We start from the raw sequence: 18755 nt of genomic DNA, 5'->3' as shown, positions 1-18755 counted from the left end.
GTTCGATGACGTCAATCGTTTTCCGCCAGGCCCAAGCGGCCGACCTTCTGGCGATCATCGCGCTGCTCGCCAACGACGTGCTGGGGCAGCAGCGCGAGGATGCGAGCTCGCCGCCGAACCCACGATACGTCGACGCATTCGATGCCATCCTCGCCGATCGCAACCAATTGCTGGTCGTGGCGACCCTGGACAACGAGGTGATCGGCACGCTGCAACTCACCTTCATGCCGGGACTGGCGCGGCTCGGAGCATGGCGCGGGCAGATCGAGGCGGTCCGAATTGCCGAGGCGCACCGCAGCTCCGGCGTCGGGCAACAGATGTTCGAATGGGCGATCGAGCAATGCAGAGCGAGAGGCTGCGATCTCGTGCAGCTGACCACCGACAAGGCGCGCCCCGACGCGCACCGCTTCTATGAGCGATTGGGATTCGTCGCCAGCCACATCGGCTACAAGCTGATGCTTTGACGTTCATCAGCCCTGGCCGATTGGTGCAGGATCGCGAGTAGGTAGCGCGATCGGCCGGTTAAAGATCTGTCGTGCGTTGAACGCGTCAACGCCGCTCTTGAAATTCCTGGCCGGCTATCACGGCCTCTGAAAGATCACGCGACCCGCACGGATGGTGGTGCTCACTTTCGCAAGATTGGCGACGTCGCTGAGCGGATCGCCGTCGAGCACCACGAGATCGGCGTCAAAACCCTGCTCGACCTTGCCCTTCTTCGCGGCCTTGAAGAACCGCGCTGGATTGGTGGTCAGCGAGGCCAGCACCTGGCGCTCCGACAGCGCGCGGTGCATCAGCTGGACTTCCTGCGTGGTGTCGTAGAGCGTGGTGAAACCGACATCGGTGCCGAACAGCACCGTGCCGCCGTTCTCCGAGAACTGCTTGAGCTGGTTGACGGTCGCGGCCACCAGACGGTTGGTGACGTTGGGGTCGAGCACCACCGTCGTGAACAGCGCCAGCGTCGGAATCAGCGCAGTGCCCTGTGCCTTGAACCGCGCCAGCTCGTCATCCGTGTAGCCCCGCTCGCTGGGCGTCGTGTGCGCGAGCACGTCGACGTCTGCTGCGATCACCGTCTCGACGCCGATCTTGTTCTGCGGGTGCGCGAACACCGGCCTGCCCTGCGCATGCGCGACATCAACGGCCGCCTTGGCGATCGCCGGGTCCATGTTGATGACGGGCTTGTCGCCCATGAATGCGCCGGTGAACAGCTTGATGCCGTCCTCGCCCATCGCGAGCCAGTCGCGCGCCCACTTCGCCGCCTCCTCAGGCGTCGCGGCTTCGGGAAGCTGAATCTCGGGCGGCAGGTAGACGGGATGCCCGCCTTTGGGAAACACATTGCCGGCGAGCAGGATGGTGGGGCCGGCGACCTCGCCTGCTGCGATGCGCTTGCGCAGCGGCAGCGTGTTGCGTGGATCGGAGCCGAGATCCCAGACCGTGGTAAAACCCCATCGCGTCAGCATCTCCTGCATGTGCTGCGTCAGCGCTGCGGCCGACGCCTCGCCGGCGTTGTGCCAGACACGTTCCGTGAAATGCACGTGGCTGTTCCAGAACCCGGCAACGACAGTCTTGCCGCTGCAGTCGATCAGGCGCGCATCCGAGGGCAGCTTGACGTCGCCGGACTTGCCGACCGCGCTGATCACGCCGTCAGTAATCACGATCGCCGCATCCGGCAGCGCAGCCGCATCGGCCGATGCGTAGAGCGTGCCGCCGCGGAGCACCACGGTCTCGGCATGTGCCGCCACACAGCCGACAGCCGAGCCGATGAGTAAGAGCGCGATGCGTAACCAGGTCCCGGTCACGGACAGCCTCTTTGATGGTTGCATGCCGGCGATGCCCGGCGCGCGGCAACATAGCCGCGGCGCTCTGGGCCGCTTTGATCGTTCTTGCTGTCCGCGACGGATATCGGGAGGCGGCGTCCGCCGTCACTCCTCGGGCGCGTTCTCGATCGGGTCGAAGCGATCGGCCTCGAGCCCCAGCAGATTCCAGGATTGCAGCATGTGTGGCGGCAGCGGCGCCGTCGCATCGATCACACCGCCGCGCGGATGCGGAATCACGATGCGGCGGGCGAGCAGATGCAGCCGGTTCTGCAGGCCGCCCGGCAGCTGCCAGTTTTCCTTGTTGAAGTATTTTGGGTCGCCCACGATCGCGTGATCGATATGCGCCATGTGGGCGCGCAATTGATGGGTACGGCCGGTCACCGGCTTGAGCGACACCCAGGCAAGCTTCGTCGCCGAGGTCTCGACCACGGCGTAATAGGTCACGGCGTGGCTGGCGCCCTCGTCGCCATGCGCGGCAATCCGCATGATGCTGTCCTCCTCGCTCTCCTCCTTGGCGAGATAGGTCGAGATCCGGCCCTGCTTCGGCTTCGGCACGCCGGCGACCAGCGCCCAGTAGATCTTGCGCGCGGAACGATGCCGGAACGAGCCGGTCAGAGCGGTCGCGGCGAAACGCGTCTTGGCGATCAGCAGGCAGCCCGAGGTCTCGCGGTCGAGCCGATGCACCAGCCGCGGCTTCTGGCCCTTGGCGTCGCGCATCACCTCCAGCATGTCGTCGACATTGCGCGTGATGCCGGAACCGCCCTGAACCGCCAGACCCGCGGGCTTGTTCAGCACCATCACGTCGGCGTCCTCGAACAAGGTCATGTCCTTGAGGTCCTGGAGGGTCTTCCTGGCCGCTTCAGACAGGCTCGCGGCCGCCTTCGGCGTATCGAGCCGCAGCGGCGGAATGCGGACGCTCTGCCCTTCTTCCAACCGGTCCTTGCTGTCCGCACGCTTGCCGTTGACGCGCAACTCGCCCTTCCGAACGATGCGCTGGATGTGAGAAAACGACAGGCCGGGGAAACGCGCCTCGAGAAAGCGGTCGACGCGCATGTTGTCCTCGTCCGCCGTCACGACCACGGTCTGCACCTTGGTCGGCAGCGGCGGCGGCTCGGCGACGCTCTTCTCCGGCTCGGGCACGAATGGCTTGGGCGCCCGCTGCTTGTCGCCAAGGCGCACCGCTGCTGACTTACCGCCTGAGCGATGCGCCGGCCCCCGCTCGGCGGCCGGGCCGCGATGGGGACGCGCGCCTTTGGCGCGGTCGCCCGCTGGGCGGAGAGGTCTCTTGACGCGGCGGCTCATGGGGTTGCAACTCCGAAGTTAAGCCCGTGGGTAGCGCAAATGCCGCGAATCGTCACGGCGAAATCGGTACAAATCCGGCGCAACATCGGCCATGTTCGGCCGCACGCGGCAAGCAAGGGGGCTTTGGAATGAGACTGGTGGTATCGGTTTTGGCGGCGGCCCTGATGATGTCAGGCCCGGCGCTGGCCCAGCAAAGCCCGATGCCGCAAGCCGCTATGCCGGAAGATCTGGCCTGGAAGCTGCTGGAACTCGGCCGTGTCATCGACCCGCCCAAGACGGCCGCGCTCTACGCACCGCTGCAGCAGAAGGAGCCGTACCAGGCCGTCAAGGTCGAGCGCGACCTCCACTACGGCCCTGCCGACCGCCATTTGCTCGACGTCTTCACGCCCGACCCGGCGGCGGCGCCACGGCCGGTGCTGATCTACATCCATGGCGGCGGCTTCATTGCCGGCAGCAAGCGCAACCCCGGCAGCCCATTCTACGACAACGTCATGCTGTGGGCCGCCAGGAGCGGCTTTGTCGGCGTCAATGCCACCTACCGCCTGGCGCCGGCCTTTCCCTGGCCGGCAGGCGCCGAAGACATGGGCGCGATCGTGCAATGGGTCACGGAGAACATCGGCTCCCGCGGCGGCGACCCCGGACGCATCTTCCTGATGGGCCAGTCGGCCGGCGCGGTCCATGTCGCGAGCTATGTCTCGCATGACGAATTCCACAAGGTGAAGGGCGGCGGTCTCGCCGGCGCGATCATGGTGTCGGGCATCTACGATCTGACGGCCTCGCCCGCCGGCGACGCCGAGCTCGCCTATTACGGCTCCGACCCCTCGCGCTACGCCGAACGCTCCTCGCTGCAAGGGCTGGTCGCAAGCCCGATCCCGTTCCTGATCACCGCCGCCGAGCTCGATCCGCCGCGCTTCGTCGAGCAGTTCGAGCTGTTGAAGCAGGCCAGCTGCAAGCGGCCGAGCGGGTGCGTCCGCAGCTTCATGCTGCCGCAGCACAGCCACATGTCGGAGGTCTATTCGATCAACACACCGGACACGCGGCTGACCGACGAGATCTTGGAGTTCGTGAAGAGCGTCAAGTGACGCGCTGGAGCAATATGAAGTTATGAGCCGTCGCAGCGGGCGCTGTCAAAATATCGAAAACAACCCCATGCAAAGTAGCCGGCGGCGGCCGGCGTGCGACCAAGCAACTTGACACGTCGGGCAACTCAGAGATATATTTCTAGTATTCCGAAGTCGCGCAAGTTGCATATGCCATTTGCGGGCTTCTGCAACTGACGCTCCCACGCCGCAGGCGGGAACGAGAACGCGCGCGTTATTCGCGGCCGCAGCCCAATCTCGTCTTGCGCTAGCTCCCGCCGCGCTCCTTGCGCAGCCGCGCCCAATAGTCCAGCCGCTTGCGGATCTCGCGCTCGAAGCCGCGATCGGGCGGATCGTAGAAGGTCTGGCGGCCGAGTGCTTCCGGGAAATAATCCTGGCCGGAGAACGCGTCGGGCGCGTCGTGATCATATTGATAGCCGGAGCCGTAGCCCTCCGACTTCATCAGCTTGGTCGGCGAATTCAGGATGTGCTTCGGCGGCAGCAGCGAGCCGCCCTGCTTGGCGGTCTGCATCGCGGCGCCGAACGCCGTGTACACCGCGTTCGATTTCGGCGCGGTGGCGAGATAGACCACGGCCTGCGCGATCGCGAGCTCGCCCTCCGGCGAGCCCAGAAAGTCATAGGCATCCTTGGCGGCGTTACAGACCGCCAGCGCCTGCGGATCGGCGAGACCAATGTCCTCGACGGCCATGCGTACCACGCGTCGCGCCAGGAACAGCGGATCCTCGCCGGCATCGAGCATACGCGCGAGATAATACAAGGCCGCGTCCGGATCGGAGCCGCGCACCGACTTGTGCAGCGCCGAGATCAGATTGTAGTGACCATCGGCCGATTTGTCGTAGATCGGCGCGCGGCGTTGCAGGATGGCCTGCAACTGCTCGGCGTTGAACACCTCGCCCTTGCGCGCGGCGCGCCAGACCTCTTCGGCTAATGTCAGCGAGGCGCGGCCGTCACCGTCGGCCATCCGCACCAGCACGGCGCGCGCTTCCGCATCGAGCGGCAGGCTCTTGCCCTCGATCCTCTCGGCATTGGCAAACAGCTGTTCGATCGCAGCGGTATCGAGCGAGTGAAACACCAGCACGCGGGCCCGCGACAGCAGCGCCGCGTTGAGCTCGAACGACGGGTTCTCGGTGGTGGCGCCGACCAGCACCACGGTGCCGTCCTCCATCACCGGCAGGAAGGAATCCTGCTGCGCGCGGTTGAACCTGTGCACCTCGTCGACGAACAACAGCGTGCCCTTGCCGGTCTCGCGGCGGGCACGCGCGGCATCGAACGCCTTCTTCAGGTCAGCGACGCCGGAGAACACCGCGGAGATCTGCTCGAAATGCAGCTCGGTGGCGTCGGCCAAAAGCCGCGCCACGGTGGTCTTGCCGGTGCCGGGCGGTCCCCAGAACACCAGCGAGCCCAGCGTGCGCGTCTCCAGCATGCGGGTCAGCGCGCCGTCGGGGCCGAGGATGTGGTCCTGGCCGACGACGTCGGCCAGCGTGCGCGGGCGCAGCCGGTCCGGCAGCGGGTGTGGCGCGTCCTGCTCCATCCCCGCCGCTGCGAACAGGTTGCCGACCTCACGCGGTTGCTTCGGGCTCACTTGCGGTTCACCTTGGGGCTCATCCGCCGAGCGTCACGTTGATCTGCTGGCCACCGCGCACCAGCGTGATGCGCCAGACCCGCGACCCCGCCTTCGATACTTTGTCGAGGTCGCTGGTCCGCACGATCTTCTCATTGTTGACCGCCAGGATGATATCGCCCTTCTGGAAGCCGACATTGGCCGCCGTGCCGTCGTCGGCGAGCTCGGTGACGACGACGCCCTCGGCGCCGGCGTCGAGATGCAGCTCATCGGCCAGCGCCGGCGAGATGTTGGCGACCCTGGCGCCCTGGAATGGCGAACGCGCGGTCAGCACGATCTCGTCGCGGTTGGTATCGGGCGCGGTCTCCAGCGTCACGGTGAGCTTCACCGGCTTGCCGGCGCGCTGCACCTCGATCTCCGCGCTGCCACCGAGCGGACGGGTCGCGAAGCGGTAGTCGAACGCGTTGGGATCGTCGATCGGCGTGCCGTCGATCCCGACGATCAGATCGGACAGCTTGAGCCCGGCCTTCGCCGCCGGGCTGTTGGGCGCGACATTGGCGACCAGCGCGCCGGTCGGCAGCTTCAGCCCGAGCGTCTCGGCGATCTCCGGCGTGACCGCCTGCAGCCGCGCGCCGAGCCATGGCCGCTTCACCGCCTTGCCGCCGCTCTTGGCGGAAGCCACCACCACGCGCACCATGTTGGCGGGGATCGCGAAGCCGATGCCCTGCGAGCCACCGGAGCGCGAGAAGATCGCGGTGTTGATGCCGGCGAGCCGGCCGGTCATGTCGACCAGCGCGCCGCCCGAATTGCCGGGATTGATCGCGGCGTCGGTCTGAATGAAGAATTGATAATCCGTGATCCCGACTTGAGTGCGCGCCAGCGCCGAGATGATGCCGTGCGTCACGGTCTGGCCGACGCCGAACGGGTTGCCGATCGCCAGCACGACGTCACCGACCTGCAGCTGGTCGGAATTGGCGAAGTCGAGGGTCGCGAATTTCTCCCTGTTGGTCTCCTTCAGCCGCAGCACGGCAAGGTCGGTGCGGCTGTCCTTCAGCACGATCTCGGCCTCGTATTCGCGCTTGTCGGCGAGCGAGACCTTCACCTGGTCGGCGCCCTCGATCACGTGATTGTTTGTGACCACGAGGCCGGAAGCATCGACCATCACGCCGGAGCCGAGCGAGCGCTGCATCTGCTCGGGCTGCTGCCCCGGGACGCCGAAGAAGCGGCGGAAGATCGGGTCGTCCAGGAACGGATTGCGGGTCTGCACCGTCTTGGCGGCGTAGACGTTGACCACCGCCGGCTGCACCCGCTGCACGATCGGCGCATAGGACAATTGGAGCTCGGCCTGCGAGGACGGCACGCGACGATCCTGGGCCGCGGCCGGGGACAGATTCCCCATCAAGGCCAATGTGCACAGAGCGGATATGGCAGCGAAGCGGACGGGTCGGAGCATTCTCACCTCTCGTGGAAACGCCGGAATATAGGCGTGTTCGCCGGGCAATTGAAGGGCGCCCGGCCGGATAACTGGCCCCACCGGACCGGTGCAAAACCGGCGGCAGCCGCGTTGAAGCGCGCCGCCAAACTTCTATGATGCCTGTCATCTCACTGCGCCGCTCCGCCTGTTGCCTGCGGACAACAAGCGGAACTGCGATGCCTCGAAGCGCTGTCGTGCGTCAGTCACGATCAACTCCTAGGACGTTTCAGTGAGTGAGTGGGGAATTCAAACACAACAGGGGTGCACGATGGGTGCGACAAGAGTTGGTGCAATCGCGATAGGACTTGCGGGGGCGCTCGCCGCCTCGCCGGCCTATTCGCAATCGGCCGGAGGCGGCAGCGACGCGGAGATCGCGCTGCTGAAGCAGCAGTTGAAGATGCTCGAGCAGAAGCTCGACAAGCTGCAGAAGCAGACAAATGCCAACACCGCGACCGCAGCCAGCGCAAACGCCAACGCGAAGGCGGCGGATGCCAAGGCCGCGCGGGTCGCAAGCGCCAACGCCGCGATCCCGGTCAAGGGCCCGGTCGCGCCGTCGGGCGTCGTGGTGACGTTGCCGAACAACCGGCCGACGATCTGCACTGCGGATGAACAGAACTGCGTTGCGATCACGAGCCGCGTGCACTGGGATGTCGGCGGTTACGACTATCGTCCGAACACCGCGAGCACCTCGCCGCAGAAGCTCGACAGCGGCGAGAACCTGCGCCGCGCCCGCATCGGCATCGTCGGCAAATTCTTCGGCGACTGGAATTACGCGCTGATCTACGACTTCGGCGGCTCGGCCGACGGCTTCGGCGGCGCAGCAGCGGGATCGCTCCCCGGCGGCGGCACCTCCGGTGTCGAGAATGCCTATCTGAGCTACACCGGCTTCAGGCCGTTCGGCGGCAAGATGGCCATCGAAGGCGGCATCATGGACATCCCGTGGACGCTGGACGAATCGACCAGCTCCAACGACATCCTGTTCATGGAGCGCGCCTCGGTCGGCATCATCGCCCAGAACATCGCGGCCGGTGACTTCCGTTCGGGCGCCGGCACCCGCTGGTGGAACGACCAGCTCTGGATCGGCGGCTATGTCACCGGACCGACCACGGGCGCGATTCACTCCGCGTCCTCAGTCACGCCGGCCGGCACCTCCGAGCAGTATGGCGGCGTCATCCGCGTCGCCGGCAATCCGATCAGCGGCAAGAACTACTCGGTGCATATCGGCGCCGATGCGGAATGGCTGGTCCAGCCGCCGCGCAACCAGCTGACGCAGGCGCAGACGCTCACGCTGAACGACCGGCCCGAGCTGCGCATCGACCCGACGACGCTGATCTCGACCGGTGCGATCGCCAACGTCTCGGGCGCGCAGGTCTACGGCGTCGAGGCGGCAGCGACCTACGGCCCGTTCATCGCGCAGGGCGAGTACTATTGGTTCAATGTCGATCGCTCTGCGAATACCGGGCTGCCGCCGTTCGGCGCGCCGAGCCTGAAATTCGACGGCGGTTACGCGCAGGTCGGCTACGTGCTGACCGGCGAGAACCACGCCTACAACGCGTCAACGGCCTCCTACGGCGGGATCAAGCCGCACGATCCGTTCTCGCTCGCCGGCGGCGGCCTGGGCGCGTGGGAAATCGCCGGCCGCGTCAGCACGATGAACCTCAACGACCAGGTCGGCCAGGCCGTCGGCGTCGCGGGCGGACGGCAGACCGTCTACACCGCCGCGCTGAACTGGTACGTCAACAACAACGTCCGCTTCATGCTGAACTACCTGCACGGCGACATCGCCAAGCAGGCCTCGGCGACCTCGCCTGTGGATGCGGGCTCGAAGTTCGACGCGGTCGCGCTGCGCACGCAGGTTGCGTTCTGACGCGACCTGAACTGAGACCAACTCACAGACGGCCGGGGCATCGCTCCGGCCGTTATTATTGAGCGTTTGCTTGACGCGGCGTCTTCACGCGAACCGGCACCCACTTCGCTCGAGACGCCTCTGCGCGTGATGAGATCGGCCGAATAGCGACCACGACCGCACTGCGCTCCCTCTCCCCGTTCTTACGGGGAGAGGGTTGGGGTGAGGGGCCCTCTCCGCGTATTCGGAGATAGCTGCGCTCGCGGAGACTCCCCCTCACCCGGAACGCATCTAACGATGCGTTATAGCCGAAGCTCTGCTTCGGCGTTCTTGGGAACGGCCGCCAAAGGCGGCCTATGCCTCTCCCCGCACGCGGGGCGAGGTGAAGCGGAGCCCGCCGCTCGATTCCCTTCAGGCCGCGCGCTTCGCTTTCTTCACCACGACTTCCGGCGCCGGCGCGCAGGACAGCCGCTCCTGATGGCCCTCGCCCCAGGCTTTCAAGATATCGATCACCGGGCGCAGGCTCTCGCCGAGTTCGGAGAGCGTGTATTCGACCCGCGGCGGCACCTCGGCGTAGACCTTGCGGGTCACGAGGCCGTCGTCCTCGAGCGCCCGCAGCTGCTTGGTCAGCATGCGCTGGGTGATGCCGGGCATCCGCCGCCGCAACTCACCGAAGCGCTGGGTGCCGGCCTGCAAATGATACAGGATCACGCCCTTCCATTTGCCGTCGATCAGGTCGAGCGCCGCCTCGACCGCGCAGCCCGGCCGGCGCGCAAAATTCTTCCGTTTCATCGGATATTTCCCAATAGTATACAAACAGGGACTAGTTCCCTGAATTTACAGTACTTGCCAAAAGGACGCCAGCGCGACAGGTAACATTGCAGGCAACCGCCCATCACGGAGACCAGGCATGAAGGCCGTCGGATACCAAAAATCGCTGCCGATCGAGGCGGCGGATTCGCTCGTCGATTTCGAGATCGCCAAGCCCGAACCGAAGGGACGCGACGTCAGGGTCGCGGTGAAGGCCATCTCGGCCAACCCGGTCGACTACAAGGTGCGCAAACGCGCGGCGCCGACCGACGGCAGCTACAAGATCCTCGGCTTCGATGCGGCCGGCGTGGTCGACGCCGTCGGGCCCGATGTGTCGCTCTTCAAGCCCGGCGATGAGGTGTTCTACGCGGGCTCGATCCAGCGCCAGGGCACCAATTCGGAATTTCATCTGGTCGACGAGCGCATCGTCGGCAACAAGCCCACCTCGCTGTCATTCGCGCAGGCCGCCGCCCTGCCCCTGACCTCGATCACCGCCTGGGAGCTGCTGTTCGATCGCCTCGGCGCGGTGCCGGGCAAGAGCCTCGATCCACGCACGCTGCTGATCACCGGCGGCGCCGGTGGCGTCGGCTCGATCCTGATCCAGCTGGCGCGCCGCCTCACCGGGCTGACGGTGGTTGCGACCGCAACGCGGCCGGAGTCGCAGAAGTGGTGCCGCGATCTCGGCGCGCATGCGGTGATCGACCACTCGCAGCCGATGAAGGAGCAGATCGAGAGCTTGAAGCTGCCGCCGGTCGGCCTCGTCGCCAGCCTCACTTTCACCGACCAGCACTACAAGTCGATCGCCGACTTCATCGCGCCGCAGGGCAAGTTCGGCCTGATCGACGATCCCGCCGAATTCAACGTCGCCGCGTTCAAGGGCAAGGCGGTGTCGGTGCACTGGGAATCGATGTTCACGCGCTCCTCGTTCCAGACGCCCGACATGATCGCGCAGCATCATCTGCTCAACGACGTTGCCGACCTGATCGACAAGGGCGTGCTGCGCACCACGCTCGACCAGACCTTCGGCACCATCAACGCCGCCAACCTCAAGCGCGCCCATGCGCTGCTGGAAAGCGGCAAATCGCGCGGCAAGATCGTGCTCGAAGGCTGGTAGGAATCGCTGCGTAGGGTGGATCAGCCGACTACGTCCACCGTAGCTCGAAGGCGGAAGGCGCAATCCACCACGCCACGCGCAAGAGCGGCGGGTTACGCTGACGCTAACCCGCCCTACGCACCTACGCAACTCGCGAGATATCCCCATGGGCGCTGCGTGGCTTTTGCCAAAGCCATGACATCGCCTGTATGATTTGCGCAACGATCACCCCGTCCTCAATTCGGCCGCGCGAGACGCGGCCGGAACGGTGGTGACGCCCACGGGGATGGGAGGAAACCGATGAATTTACTCACGGCCGATCCGTCGCGGATCGATCCGGAGTGGATGACGCGGGCGCTGCGCGAAGCCGGTGTGATCGACCATGTGAAGGTCGTCGATCTCGTCTGCAAGCCGGTCGGCAATGGCCTTGTCGGCGACAGCTATCGATTTCATCTGACCTATGACGGCGATGAACCGAACGCGCCCGCGAGCGTCGTCGGCAAATTCCCCGCAGCAGATCCCGACAGCCGCCGCTCCGGTTCCGCGCACACGCTCTATGTCCGCGAGGTCGCGTTCTATCGCGAGCTGGCGGCCACCGTCGACATTCACACCCCGCGGCCGATCCTCGCCGAAATCGATCCGGCGACCGACGACTTCACGCTGATCCTGGAAGATCTGGCGCCCGCGCGCCCGGGCGACCAACTGACGGGATGCTCGATCGCCGACAGCCTGACGGCGATGCGCGAGGCCGCCGCACTGCATGCGCCGCGATGGAACGATCCGACGCTCGATGCGGTGCAATGCTTCGTGGTCGCCGCAAGCCGGCGCAGGGATCTTCGCGCGGTGCTGCCCGGCATCATCAATCACTACAAGGAACGCTATCACGGCGTGATCGAGCCGGAATTCCTCGATCTGGTCGACCGGCTTCCGGACGCGATACTGCGCTACCAGTCCGATCGATCGGTGCCGCGAACGCTGCAGCACGCGGACTTCCGGCTCGACAACATGCTGTTCGAGGTCCGCGGCAACACCCGTCCGATGGCGACGCTGGATTGGCAGACGCTGACGGTGGGGCCAGGCATCGTCGACGTCGCCTATTTCCTGTCGGCCGGCATCGATCCGTCCGAACGGCGGCTTCATGAAGCCGATCTGGTGCGGTTCTATCATTCGGAGCTGATTCGGCGCGGCGTGCGGGACTATGGCTGGGATGATTGCTGGCGGGATTACCGGCGCTACACGCTGCACGGCATCATGATGGGCGTCGTCTCCGCGCTCAGCGTCCAGCGCTCCGAGCGCGGAGACGCGCTGTTCCTGAAAATGACCCGCGGCGCCTGCGCGCAAGCGCTGGACCACGACAGTTTCTCATACTGGCAGGACTGAAGCGCCATCGGGCGAAATCGTCCGCGTGAAGTCAACGCGTCAAGACATCGAAAGGGATCGGCGTGCTCAACAAACTGGACGACTTCCCCATTCACCAGACGCCGGAGCCGATCGCGGTTCCCTCGACCAGCGACCGCAATGTCTATGACCGGACCTGGTTCAACGGCTACACCGCCGACGGCGCGCATTATTTCGGCATCGGTATCGCGATCTATCCGCACCGCAAGATTCTCGATTGCGCCTTCAGCGTCGTCGAGCGCGGCGGACGGCAGCACTGCTTCTACGGTTCGCGGCGGGCGCCGCTCGAGCGCACCGAAATGCAGGTCGGTCCCTTCAGGCTCCAGGTCATCGAACCCATGTTGCGGACCCGAATCGTGCTCGACGACAATGCGACGGGCCTTTCCTGCGACCTGACCTTCTCCGCGCGCACCGCTGCGATCCAGGAAGCGCGGCAGACGCTTTGGTCGGGCGACCGCCGCGCCATGGATTCGACCCGGTTCGACCAGTTCGGCCGCTGGAGCGGCGTCGTTCGTCACCCCGACGGTGAGATCAAGGTCGACGATCAGACGTGCTACGGCACCAAGGATCGCTCCTGGGGCGTTCGCAATGTCGGCGAACGCGACATCGGGGGCGCACCGGTGCCGCCGCCAAGCGTGTTCTTCCTCTGGGCCCCGCTGGTCTGGGACGACCACATCTCGCACGCGATCTTTTTCGACGGGACGCATGGCGAGGCGTTGGTCCGCGAGGGCATTACCGCGCCGCTCTACCGGAGCGAGACCGAGATCCCCGGCGTCGTCGATGGGCTCGACCGCCGCATGGCGACCGCGCGGCACCGCGTCAAATACGTGCCGAACACGCGGCTGGCGCAGTCGGCTGAAATCGACCTGGTCGACATCGACGGCCACACCTCGACCATCGCGCTCGACCCGATCCTCAAATTCCAGATGAAGGGCCTCGGCTACGGTCATCCGCAATGGGGCCAGGGCATGTGGAAGGGCGAGCTCGAGATCGGCGGCGAGTCGTTCGATCCTGCAACGCTCGATCCGCTGGCCCGCGAGAACGTGCACGTACAACAGGTGGTGCGCGCCCGCCAGGGCGACCGGACGGGAATCGGCGTGCTGGAGCAATTGTGCTTCGGCCCCTATCACCCGTCAGGCTTCAGCGAGTTCCTTGACGGCGCCAAGGGTTAGTTCGGCAGAACGCCCTCGACGAAGAGCAGCCGGCGGTCCAGCGCGGTCCGCCGATGCCTGAGCGCTTCGGCGTATTCCGGCGAGGCGTACCACTCGCGCAGCCGCGCCATCGACGGAAATTCGACGACGATGATGTTCTTTGGCGGTGGTCCGCCTTCGACCGCTTCAGCGGCGCCGCCGCGCACGAGATAGCGCCCGCCATACTGCGCGATCGCCTTGGCGGCGATCGTGCGATAGGCCTCGAAGCCCGCGGCATCCCTCACGTCGACCTCGGAAATCACATAGGCTGACATGGCGGCACCTCAGGCAATGGTGTTGACGATGCCGCCCTCGGCGCGCAGCGCGGCGCCATTGGTCGCGGAGGCCTGCTTCGAGCAGACATAGACGACGAGGTTGGCGATCTCCTCGGTGCTGGCAAAGCGCTGCAACAGCGAGGTCGGCCGGTGCTGCTTGACGAAGTTGGCGGCCGCCTCCTCGACCGACTGGCCGTTCTGCCTGGCGACTTCCTTGACGAAGGTCTCGACGCCCTCGGACATGGTCGGTCCGGGCAGAACGGAGTTGACGGTCACGGCGGTGCCCTTGGTCAGCTCCGCGAGCCCGCGCGCGATCGCAAGCTGCGCGGTCTTGGTCATGCCGTAGTGGATCATCTCGGTCGGGATGTTGAGACCGGATTCCGATGAGATGAAGACGATGCGGCCCCAGTTGCGCTTCAGCATGCCCTGCATGTAGCCGCGCGACAGCCGCACGCCCGACATCACGTTGACCTCGTAGAAGCGACTCCAGTCCTCGTCCGGAATGTCGAAGAACGGCTTCGGCTCGAAGATGCCGGCATTGTTGACGAGGATGTCGACGTCCGGCAGCGCTGCGAGCAGCGCCTTGCACCCGGCCGATGTCGAGACGTCGGCGGCGATGCCGCGGACCCTGGCGCCCGGCACCGCGTTGGTGATCGCGGCAACCGCCGCATCGACCTTGGCCTGGCCGCGGCCGTTGATGACGATTTCGGCGCCGGTCTCGGCCAGCCCCTTTGCGATGGCGTTGCCGATGCCCGCGGTCGAGCCGGTCACCAGTGCAGTCTTTCCGGAAAGGTCGATTTTCATGGCTTCATCTCCATTGATGCCGACCGAGATATCGGGCGCGGCACGATGCACCGCAATTGTGTCTCACCGATGCGTGACGAAGACAGTACACAGAACGACGTCGTCCTGGCGAAAGCCAGGACCCATTACCACCAGCCTGCGCTATTGCACGATGCCGTGGCCCCAGCCGTCGCAACAATGTCCGCCTCGGATTATGGGTCCTGGCTTTCGCCAGGACGACGACTCGGATCGAGCGTCGCGCAAAACAAAAAAACGGCGCCCGAAGGCGCCGTTCTCGAAATCTGGCTCGGTAACCGGGCTTACGCCGCCTCGGCATCCTCGTCCTGGGTCGGACCGGAGTCCTGGCCCTTGGCATCGACGTCGCGATCGACGAACTCGATCACGGCCATCGCCGCGTTGTCGCCGTAGCGGAAGCCGGCCTTGATGATGCGGGTGTAGCCGCCCTGACGGTCCTTGTAGCGGGTCGCCAGCGTGTCGAACAGCTTCTTGACCTGGTCGAGGTCACGCAGCTCCGAGATCGCCTGGCGGCGCAGGGCCAGACCGCCCTTCTTGCCGAGGGTGACGAGCTTCTCGACGATCGGCCGCAGCTCCTTGGCCTTCGGCAGCGTGGTGACGATCTGCTCGTGCTTGATCAGCGCGGCCGCCATGTTGGCGAACATCGCACGCCGGTGCTCGGCGGTGCGGTTGAGCTTCCGATGAACCTTGCCGTGACGCATTGGCTTCTTCCTTCTTCAATTCTGCCGCGGTGGTTCAGCGACAAGTTTTGCAGGTGGGCATCCTGCGTTCGCCCGCAAAAGCGCAACGTCGCGCTTTTGCTATTCAGTTTGGGCGTGATCCCTGTCGGAAAACCGCTGCGCACTTTTCCGGGATCGCGCCGCAAAAAATCGTGGCCGGAGATTCTCCGGCCACGACGGTGAATTCGGATCAGTAGTGATCCTCGAAGCGCTTGGCGAGCTCGTCGATGTTCTCCGGCGGCCAGCCCGGCACTTCCATGCCGAGGTGCAGACCCATCTGGGCCAGCACTTCCTTGATCTCGTTCAGCGACTTGCGGCCGAAGTTCGGGGTGCGGAGCATTTCCGCTTCCGACTTCTGCACGAGGTCGCCGATGTAGACGATGTTGTCGTTCTTCAGGCAGTTTGCCGAACGCACCGACAGCTCGAGCTCGTCGACCTTCTTGAGGAACGCCGGGTTGAACGCGAGATCGGGGATGATCTCCTGCGTGACTTCCTTGCGCGGCTCTTCGAAGTTGACGAACACGTTGAGCTGGTCCTGCAGGATGCGCGCGGCATAGGCCACCGCGTCCTCCGGCGTGATCGCGCCGTTGGTCTCGATCGTCATGGTCAGCTTGTCGTAGTCGAGGATCTGGCCCTCACGGGTGTTCTCGACCTTGTAGGAGACCTTGCGGACCGGCGAGAACAGGCTGTCGACCGGGATCAGGCCGATCGGCGCATCCTCAGGCCGGTTGCGCTCGGCGGCGACATAGCCCTTGCCGGTCGTGACCGTGAATTCCATGCGGATCTCGGCGCCATCGTCCAGCGTGCAGAGCTGCAGGTCGGGATTGAGCACGGTGACGTCGCCGACGGTCTGGATGTCGCCCGCGGTGACGGCGCCCGGCCCCTGCTTCTTCACGACCATGCGCTTCGGGCCTTCGCCCTGCATCTTGATCGAGATGTCCTTGATGTTGAGGACGATGTCGGTGACGTCTTCACGGACACCGGCGATCGAGGAGAACTCGTGCAGCACGCCGTCGATATGCACCGACTGCACCGCCGCGCCCTGCAGCGAGGACAGCAGGATGCGGCGCAGCGCGTTGCCGAGCGTCTGGCCGAAGCCGCGCTCGAGCGGCTCGGCGACCACGGTGGCGAACCGGCTCGCGTCCGAGCCCGGCGTCACCTGCAGCTTGTTCGGTCGAATGAGTTCTTGCCAATTTTTCTGGATCGTCACTTGTTCACCCATGTGCCAGTCGTCGGGCCCGTCGAATGGCCGAACCTGGCGTTGGAGATCGCGGAACAGTCCGCGCGGTCAATTCCAAAAACGATCGCAGGGCGGCTCGAAGCCGCCCGCGATTTACAGATCAAACGCGCCGACGCTTGCGCGGACGGCAGCCATTGTGCGGGATCGTGGTCACGTCGCGGATCGAGGTGACGGTGAAGCCCGCAGCCTGCAGCGCACGGAGCGCCGACTCACGGCCCGAACCCGGGCCGGCCACTTCAACCTCCAGCGTGCGCATGCCGTGTTCCTGCGCCTTCTTGGAGACGTCTTCGGCCGCGACCTGCGCGGCATAGGGGGTCGACTTGCGCGAGCCCTTGAAGCCCATCGTGCCAGCCGACGACCAGGCGATGGTGTTGCCCTGCGCGTCGGTGATGGTGATGGTCGTGTTGTTGAACGACGAATTCACGTGCGCGATGCCGGAGGCGATGTTCTTGCGTTCGCGGCGACGTACGCGGGTGGCTTCCTTGCCCATTTCAAACCTTTCCTGTGATCTCAAGCGCCGCCGTAGTGCCAGCGGCTACACCTCAAAACGCAAATGGCGAGTAGCGAATTTCGATTCGCTACCCCCCACCTGCAATTCGTAAAACTTACTTCTTCTTGCCGGCGATCGCCTTGGCCGGACCCTTGCGCGTGCGCGCATTGGTGTGGGTGCGCTGGCCGCGCACCGGCAGACCACGGCGATGACGCAGGCCGCGATAGCAGCCGAGGTCCATCAGCCGCTTGATGTTGATGCCGACCTCACGACGGAGGTCGCCCTCGACCAGATAGTCGCGGTCGATGACTTCGCGGATCTGCAGGACTTCCTGGTCGGTCAACTGATTGACGCGACGGTCCAGCGGGATCTTGACCTTCTCGACGATGTCGGCCGCGTTCTTCTGGCCGATACCATGGATGTACTGAAGCGCGATCAGCACGCGCTTGTTGGTAGGAATGTTGACGCCGGCAATACGGGCCACGGACTTCTCTCCTGTCGCCGATCCATCACGGATACGGGCTTCTCAAGTTCTTGCTCTCTGCGGGCTTGTGTCCACAAACGCGAACACGACGCCCTTCCCCTCATGTCCTTCGGGGCCCGGCATCGTCATAAAACTATCCAACTTGGATGCGGGGCTTATTAAAGGATTCATGTCGGTTTCGTCAACCGCTCCTAGCGTTTAGCTCGCTTTTTCGTGAGCTTTTTTGTTGCCTTTTTGCCGGCTTTTGCCCCCTTCCGGGCATTCGCGGCACGGGCGGCCTGCTTTGCGGCCTTCTTTACGGTCTTCTTGGCCGGCTGCTTTGCAGTTTTCTTGGCTGCCCTCTTGGCAGCTTTGGCCTTGGAGACCGGCTTTGATGCTGTCTTGGTGGCCTTCCGGGCCGGTTTGGCGCCCTTTTTGACCGATTCGGCAGCCTTCTTGGTCGCCGTTTTCGCGGTCTTCTTGGCCGTCCTGGAGGCCTTCGAGGCGCTCTTGGGCTCCTCGTGCTCCTTCGGTTCCAGCGCGCCGAGCGCGGTCAGGATCCGGTTGATCTCGCGGGTGACGTGCTCGATGGTCATCATGCCATCGACCGTCAGAAGCTTCCGCCGCTCCGAATAATAGTGAATCAGCGGTTCCGTCAGCGACCGGTACTGCGCCAGGCGCTTGGTCAGCACTTCCGGCGTATCGTCGAGGCGAACTTCCTCGCCGCGCGCGCGGGTTTCCTCGGCACGCTTCTCGACGCGGGCAAGCAGCGCGCTCTCGTTGACGCGCAGTTCGACGACGGCGTCGAGCTTGAGATGCTTTTTCCGGAGCAGCTCATCGAGGGCCTCCGCCTGCGGCACGGTGCGCGGGAAGCCGTCGAGAATGAAGCCCTTCTTGGCGTCGGGCTCCTCGATCCGGTCGGCGATGATTCCCACCACGACCTCGTCGGGAACCAGCCCGCCATTGGACATGATCTCCTTGGCCTGCAAGCCGACCGGAGTGCCCGCGGCAGCGGCAGCGCGCAACATCTCGCCAGTCGAGAGCTGAACGATGCCATGCCGGTGCACCAGCCGCTGCGCCTGGGTTCCCTTGCCCGAGCCCGGCGGCCCCAAAAGGATCAATCTCATATCTGTTTCGCCCCCCGGCTAGGTGGCGACGTCC

The 18755-nt window shown here is 65.2% G+C and carries 18 protein-coding genes; 6 read left to right on the top strand and 12 right to left on the bottom strand.

Annotated elements, in window-relative coordinates; translation table 11 throughout:
• Nucleotides 1-5: 5 nt before the first annotated feature.
• The gene (locus ACE10Z_RS20500; protein ID WP_375789499.1) at nucleotides 6-464 is read left to right on the top strand and encodes a GNAT family N-acetyltransferase; all 459 of its coding nucleotides are present in this window, start codon (nucleotides 6-8) and stop codon (nucleotides 462-464) included.
• A gap of 117 nt (nucleotides 465-581) precedes the next feature.
• Here the strand turns inward: ACE10Z_RS20500 and ACE10Z_RS20495 are convergent, their stop codons facing one another.
• Together ACE10Z_RS20495 and ACE10Z_RS20490 are read right to left on the bottom strand one after the other, a co-directional pair.
• A complete protein-coding gene (locus ACE10Z_RS20495) occupies nucleotides 582-1796 on the bottom strand; it encodes an amidohydrolase family protein (RefSeq protein WP_375789498.1) in 1215 nt (404 codons plus the stop codon).
• Nucleotides 1797-1919: 123 nt separating this feature from the next.
• The gene (locus ACE10Z_RS20490) at nucleotides 1920-3116 is read right to left on the bottom strand and encodes an RluA family pseudouridine synthase (protein ID WP_375789497.1); all 1197 of its coding nucleotides are present in this window, start codon (nucleotides 3114-3116) and stop codon (nucleotides 1920-1922) included.
• A gap of 128 nt (nucleotides 3117-3244) precedes the next feature.
• Here ACE10Z_RS20490 and ACE10Z_RS20485 point away from each other — a divergent pair, with 128 nt between their 5' ends.
• Nucleotides 3245-4198 carry an alpha/beta hydrolase gene (locus tag ACE10Z_RS20485; RefSeq protein ID WP_375789496.1) on the top strand — a complete coding sequence of 318 codons (954 nt, stop codon included), beginning with the start codon at nucleotides 3245-3247 and terminating at the stop codon, nucleotides 4196-4198.
• A gap of 265 nt (nucleotides 4199-4463) precedes the next feature.
• Here the strand turns inward: ACE10Z_RS20485 and ACE10Z_RS20480 are convergent, their stop codons facing one another.
• Both ACE10Z_RS20480 and ACE10Z_RS20475 read right to left on the bottom strand, forming a co-directional pair.
• Nucleotides 4464-5798: a replication-associated recombination protein A gene (locus tag ACE10Z_RS20480; protein WP_375789495.1), complete on the bottom strand. Its 1335-nt coding sequence runs from the start codon at nucleotides 5796-5798 to the stop codon at nucleotides 4464-4466.
• A gap of 19 nt (nucleotides 5799-5817) precedes the next feature.
• On the bottom strand, nucleotides 5818-7176 hold the full coding sequence (locus ACE10Z_RS20475; protein WP_375789494.1) for a DegQ family serine endoprotease: 1359 nt from the start codon (nucleotides 7174-7176) through the stop codon (nucleotides 5818-5820).
• 343 nt (nucleotides 7177-7519) lie between these two features.
• Here ACE10Z_RS20475 and ACE10Z_RS20470 point away from each other — a divergent pair, with 343 nt between their 5' ends.
• Nucleotides 7520-9118: an OprO/OprP family phosphate-selective porin gene (locus ACE10Z_RS20470; RefSeq protein WP_375789493.1), complete on the top strand. Its 1599-nt coding sequence runs from the start codon at nucleotides 7520-7522 to the stop codon at nucleotides 9116-9118.
• 390 nt (nucleotides 9119-9508) lie between these two features.
• Here ACE10Z_RS20470 and ACE10Z_RS20465 read toward each other — a convergent pair whose 3' ends face one another.
• Complete coding sequence (locus tag ACE10Z_RS20465) at nucleotides 9509-9889, bottom strand: winged helix-turn-helix transcriptional regulator (protein WP_375789492.1); 381 nt, start codon at nucleotides 9887-9889, stop codon at nucleotides 9509-9511.
• Between the two features lie 118 nt (nucleotides 9890-10007).
• Here ACE10Z_RS20465 and ACE10Z_RS20460 point away from each other — a divergent pair, with 118 nt between their 5' ends.
• From ACE10Z_RS20460 to ACE10Z_RS20450, 3 genes are all read left to right on the top strand, one after another.
• Nucleotides 10008-11021 (top strand): zinc-binding alcohol dehydrogenase family protein, encoded by a 1014-nt coding sequence (locus tag ACE10Z_RS20460; protein WP_375789491.1) that lies wholly within the window; start codon nucleotides 10008-10010, stop codon nucleotides 11019-11021.
• A gap of 279 nt (nucleotides 11022-11300) precedes the next feature.
• Nucleotides 11301-12380, top strand: coding sequence for a phosphotransferase (locus ACE10Z_RS20455; protein ID WP_375789490.1), 1080 nt, complete (start codon nucleotides 11301-11303; stop codon nucleotides 12378-12380).
• A gap of 62 nt (nucleotides 12381-12442) precedes the next feature.
• Entirely contained in the window at nucleotides 12443-13570 is a 1128-nt protein-coding gene (locus ACE10Z_RS20450; RefSeq protein ID WP_375789489.1) for a hypothetical protein, read from the top strand.
• Here the strand turns inward: ACE10Z_RS20450 and ACE10Z_RS20445 are convergent.
• The 7 genes from ACE10Z_RS20445 to ACE10Z_RS20415 form a co-directional block, all read right to left on the bottom strand.
• The gene (locus tag ACE10Z_RS20445; RefSeq protein WP_375789488.1) at nucleotides 13567-13863 is read right to left on the bottom strand and encodes a DUF1330 domain-containing protein; all 297 of its coding nucleotides are present in this window, start codon (nucleotides 13861-13863) and stop codon (nucleotides 13567-13569) included. The genes ACE10Z_RS20450 and ACE10Z_RS20445 overlap by 4 nt on opposite strands.
• Before the next feature lie 9 nt (nucleotides 13864-13872).
• On the bottom strand, nucleotides 13873-14667 hold the full coding sequence (locus ACE10Z_RS20440) for an SDR family NAD(P)-dependent oxidoreductase (protein ID WP_375789487.1): 795 nt from the start codon (nucleotides 14665-14667) through the stop codon (nucleotides 13873-13875).
• A gap of 299 nt (nucleotides 14668-14966) precedes the next feature.
• A complete protein-coding gene (rplQ, locus tag ACE10Z_RS20435; RefSeq protein WP_375789486.1) occupies nucleotides 14967-15383 on the bottom strand; it encodes a 50S ribosomal protein L17 in 417 nt (138 codons plus the stop codon).
• A 208-nt stretch (nucleotides 15384-15591) separates the two neighbouring features.
• Nucleotides 15592-16623, bottom strand: a complete 1032-nt coding sequence (locus ACE10Z_RS20430) for a DNA-directed RNA polymerase subunit alpha (protein WP_050402259.1) — start codon at nucleotides 16621-16623, stop codon at nucleotides 15592-15594.
• Nucleotides 16624-16741: 118 nt separating this feature from the next.
• Nucleotides 16742-17131, bottom strand: a complete 390-nt coding sequence (rpsK, locus tag ACE10Z_RS20425; protein ID WP_006021048.1) for a 30S ribosomal protein S11 — start codon at nucleotides 17129-17131, stop codon at nucleotides 16742-16744.
• Between the two features lie 115 nt (nucleotides 17132-17246).
• Nucleotides 17247-17615 (bottom strand): 30S ribosomal protein S13, encoded by a 369-nt coding sequence (rpsM, locus tag ACE10Z_RS20420; protein ID WP_092082432.1) that lies wholly within the window; start codon nucleotides 17613-17615, stop codon nucleotides 17247-17249.
• A 191-nt stretch (nucleotides 17616-17806) separates the two neighbouring features.
• Nucleotides 17807-18721, bottom strand: coding sequence for an adenylate kinase (locus ACE10Z_RS20415; RefSeq protein WP_375789485.1), 915 nt, complete (start codon nucleotides 18719-18721; stop codon nucleotides 17807-17809).
• Nucleotides 18722-18755 lie beyond the last annotated feature (34 nt).

The sequence above is a fragment of the Bradyrhizobium sp. Pha-3 genome (assembly GCF_042258615.1).
GTDB lineage: Bacteria > Pseudomonadota > Alphaproteobacteria > Rhizobiales > Xanthobacteraceae > Bradyrhizobium.
This window is presented reverse-complemented; position numbering and strand designations above follow the sequence as displayed.

Excerpts from the sequence above, each read along its gene's own strand:
- ACE10Z_RS20430 (WP_050402259.1), bottom strand. The coding sequence starts at position 16,623 with ATGGGTGAACAAGTGACGATCCAGAAAAATTGGCAAGAACTCATTCGA.
- ACE10Z_RS20490 (WP_375789497.1), bottom strand. The coding sequence starts at position 3,116 with ATGAGCCGCCGCGTCAAGAGACCTCTCCGCCCAGCGGGCGACCGCGCC.
- ACE10Z_RS20415 (WP_375789485.1), bottom strand. The coding sequence starts at position 18,721 with ATGAGATTGATCCTTTTGGGGCCGCCGGGCTCGGGCAAGGGAACCCAG.
- ACE10Z_RS20475 (WP_375789494.1), bottom strand. The coding sequence starts at position 7,176 with ATGGGGAATCTGTCCCCGGCCGCGGCCCAGGATCGTCGCGTGCCGTCC.
- rpsK (WP_006021048.1), bottom strand. The coding sequence starts at position 17,131 with ATGGGCAAGGAAGCCACCCGCGTACGTCGCCGCGAACGCAAGAACATC.
- ACE10Z_RS20440 (WP_375789487.1), bottom strand. The coding sequence starts at position 14,667 with ATGAAAATCGACCTTTCCGGAAAGACTGCACTGGTGACCGGCTCGACC.
- ACE10Z_RS20455 (WP_375789490.1), top strand. The coding sequence starts at position 11,301 with ATGAATTTACTCACGGCCGATCCGTCGCGGATCGATCCGGAGTGGATG.
- ACE10Z_RS20485 (WP_375789496.1), top strand. The coding sequence starts at position 3,245 with ATGAGACTGGTGGTATCGGTTTTGGCGGCGGCCCTGATGATGTCAGGC.
- rplQ (WP_375789486.1), bottom strand. The coding sequence starts at position 15,383 with ATGCGTCACGGCAAGGTTCATCGGAAGCTCAACCGCACCGCCGAGCAC.
- ACE10Z_RS20445 (WP_375789488.1), bottom strand. The coding sequence starts at position 13,863 with ATGTCAGCCTATGTGATTTCCGAGGTCGACGTGAGGGATGCCGCGGGC.
- ACE10Z_RS20460 (WP_375789491.1), top strand. The coding sequence starts at position 10,008 with ATGAAGGCCGTCGGATACCAAAAATCGCTGCCGATCGAGGCGGCGGAT.
- ACE10Z_RS20470 (WP_375789493.1), top strand. The coding sequence starts at position 7,520 with ATGGGTGCGACAAGAGTTGGTGCAATCGCGATAGGACTTGCGGGGGCG.
- ACE10Z_RS20500 (WP_375789499.1), top strand. The coding sequence starts at position 6 with ATGACGTCAATCGTTTTCCGCCAGGCCCAAGCGGCCGACCTTCTGGCG.
- ACE10Z_RS20465 (WP_375789492.1), bottom strand. The coding sequence starts at position 9,889 with ATGAAACGGAAGAATTTTGCGCGCCGGCCGGGCTGCGCGGTCGAGGCG.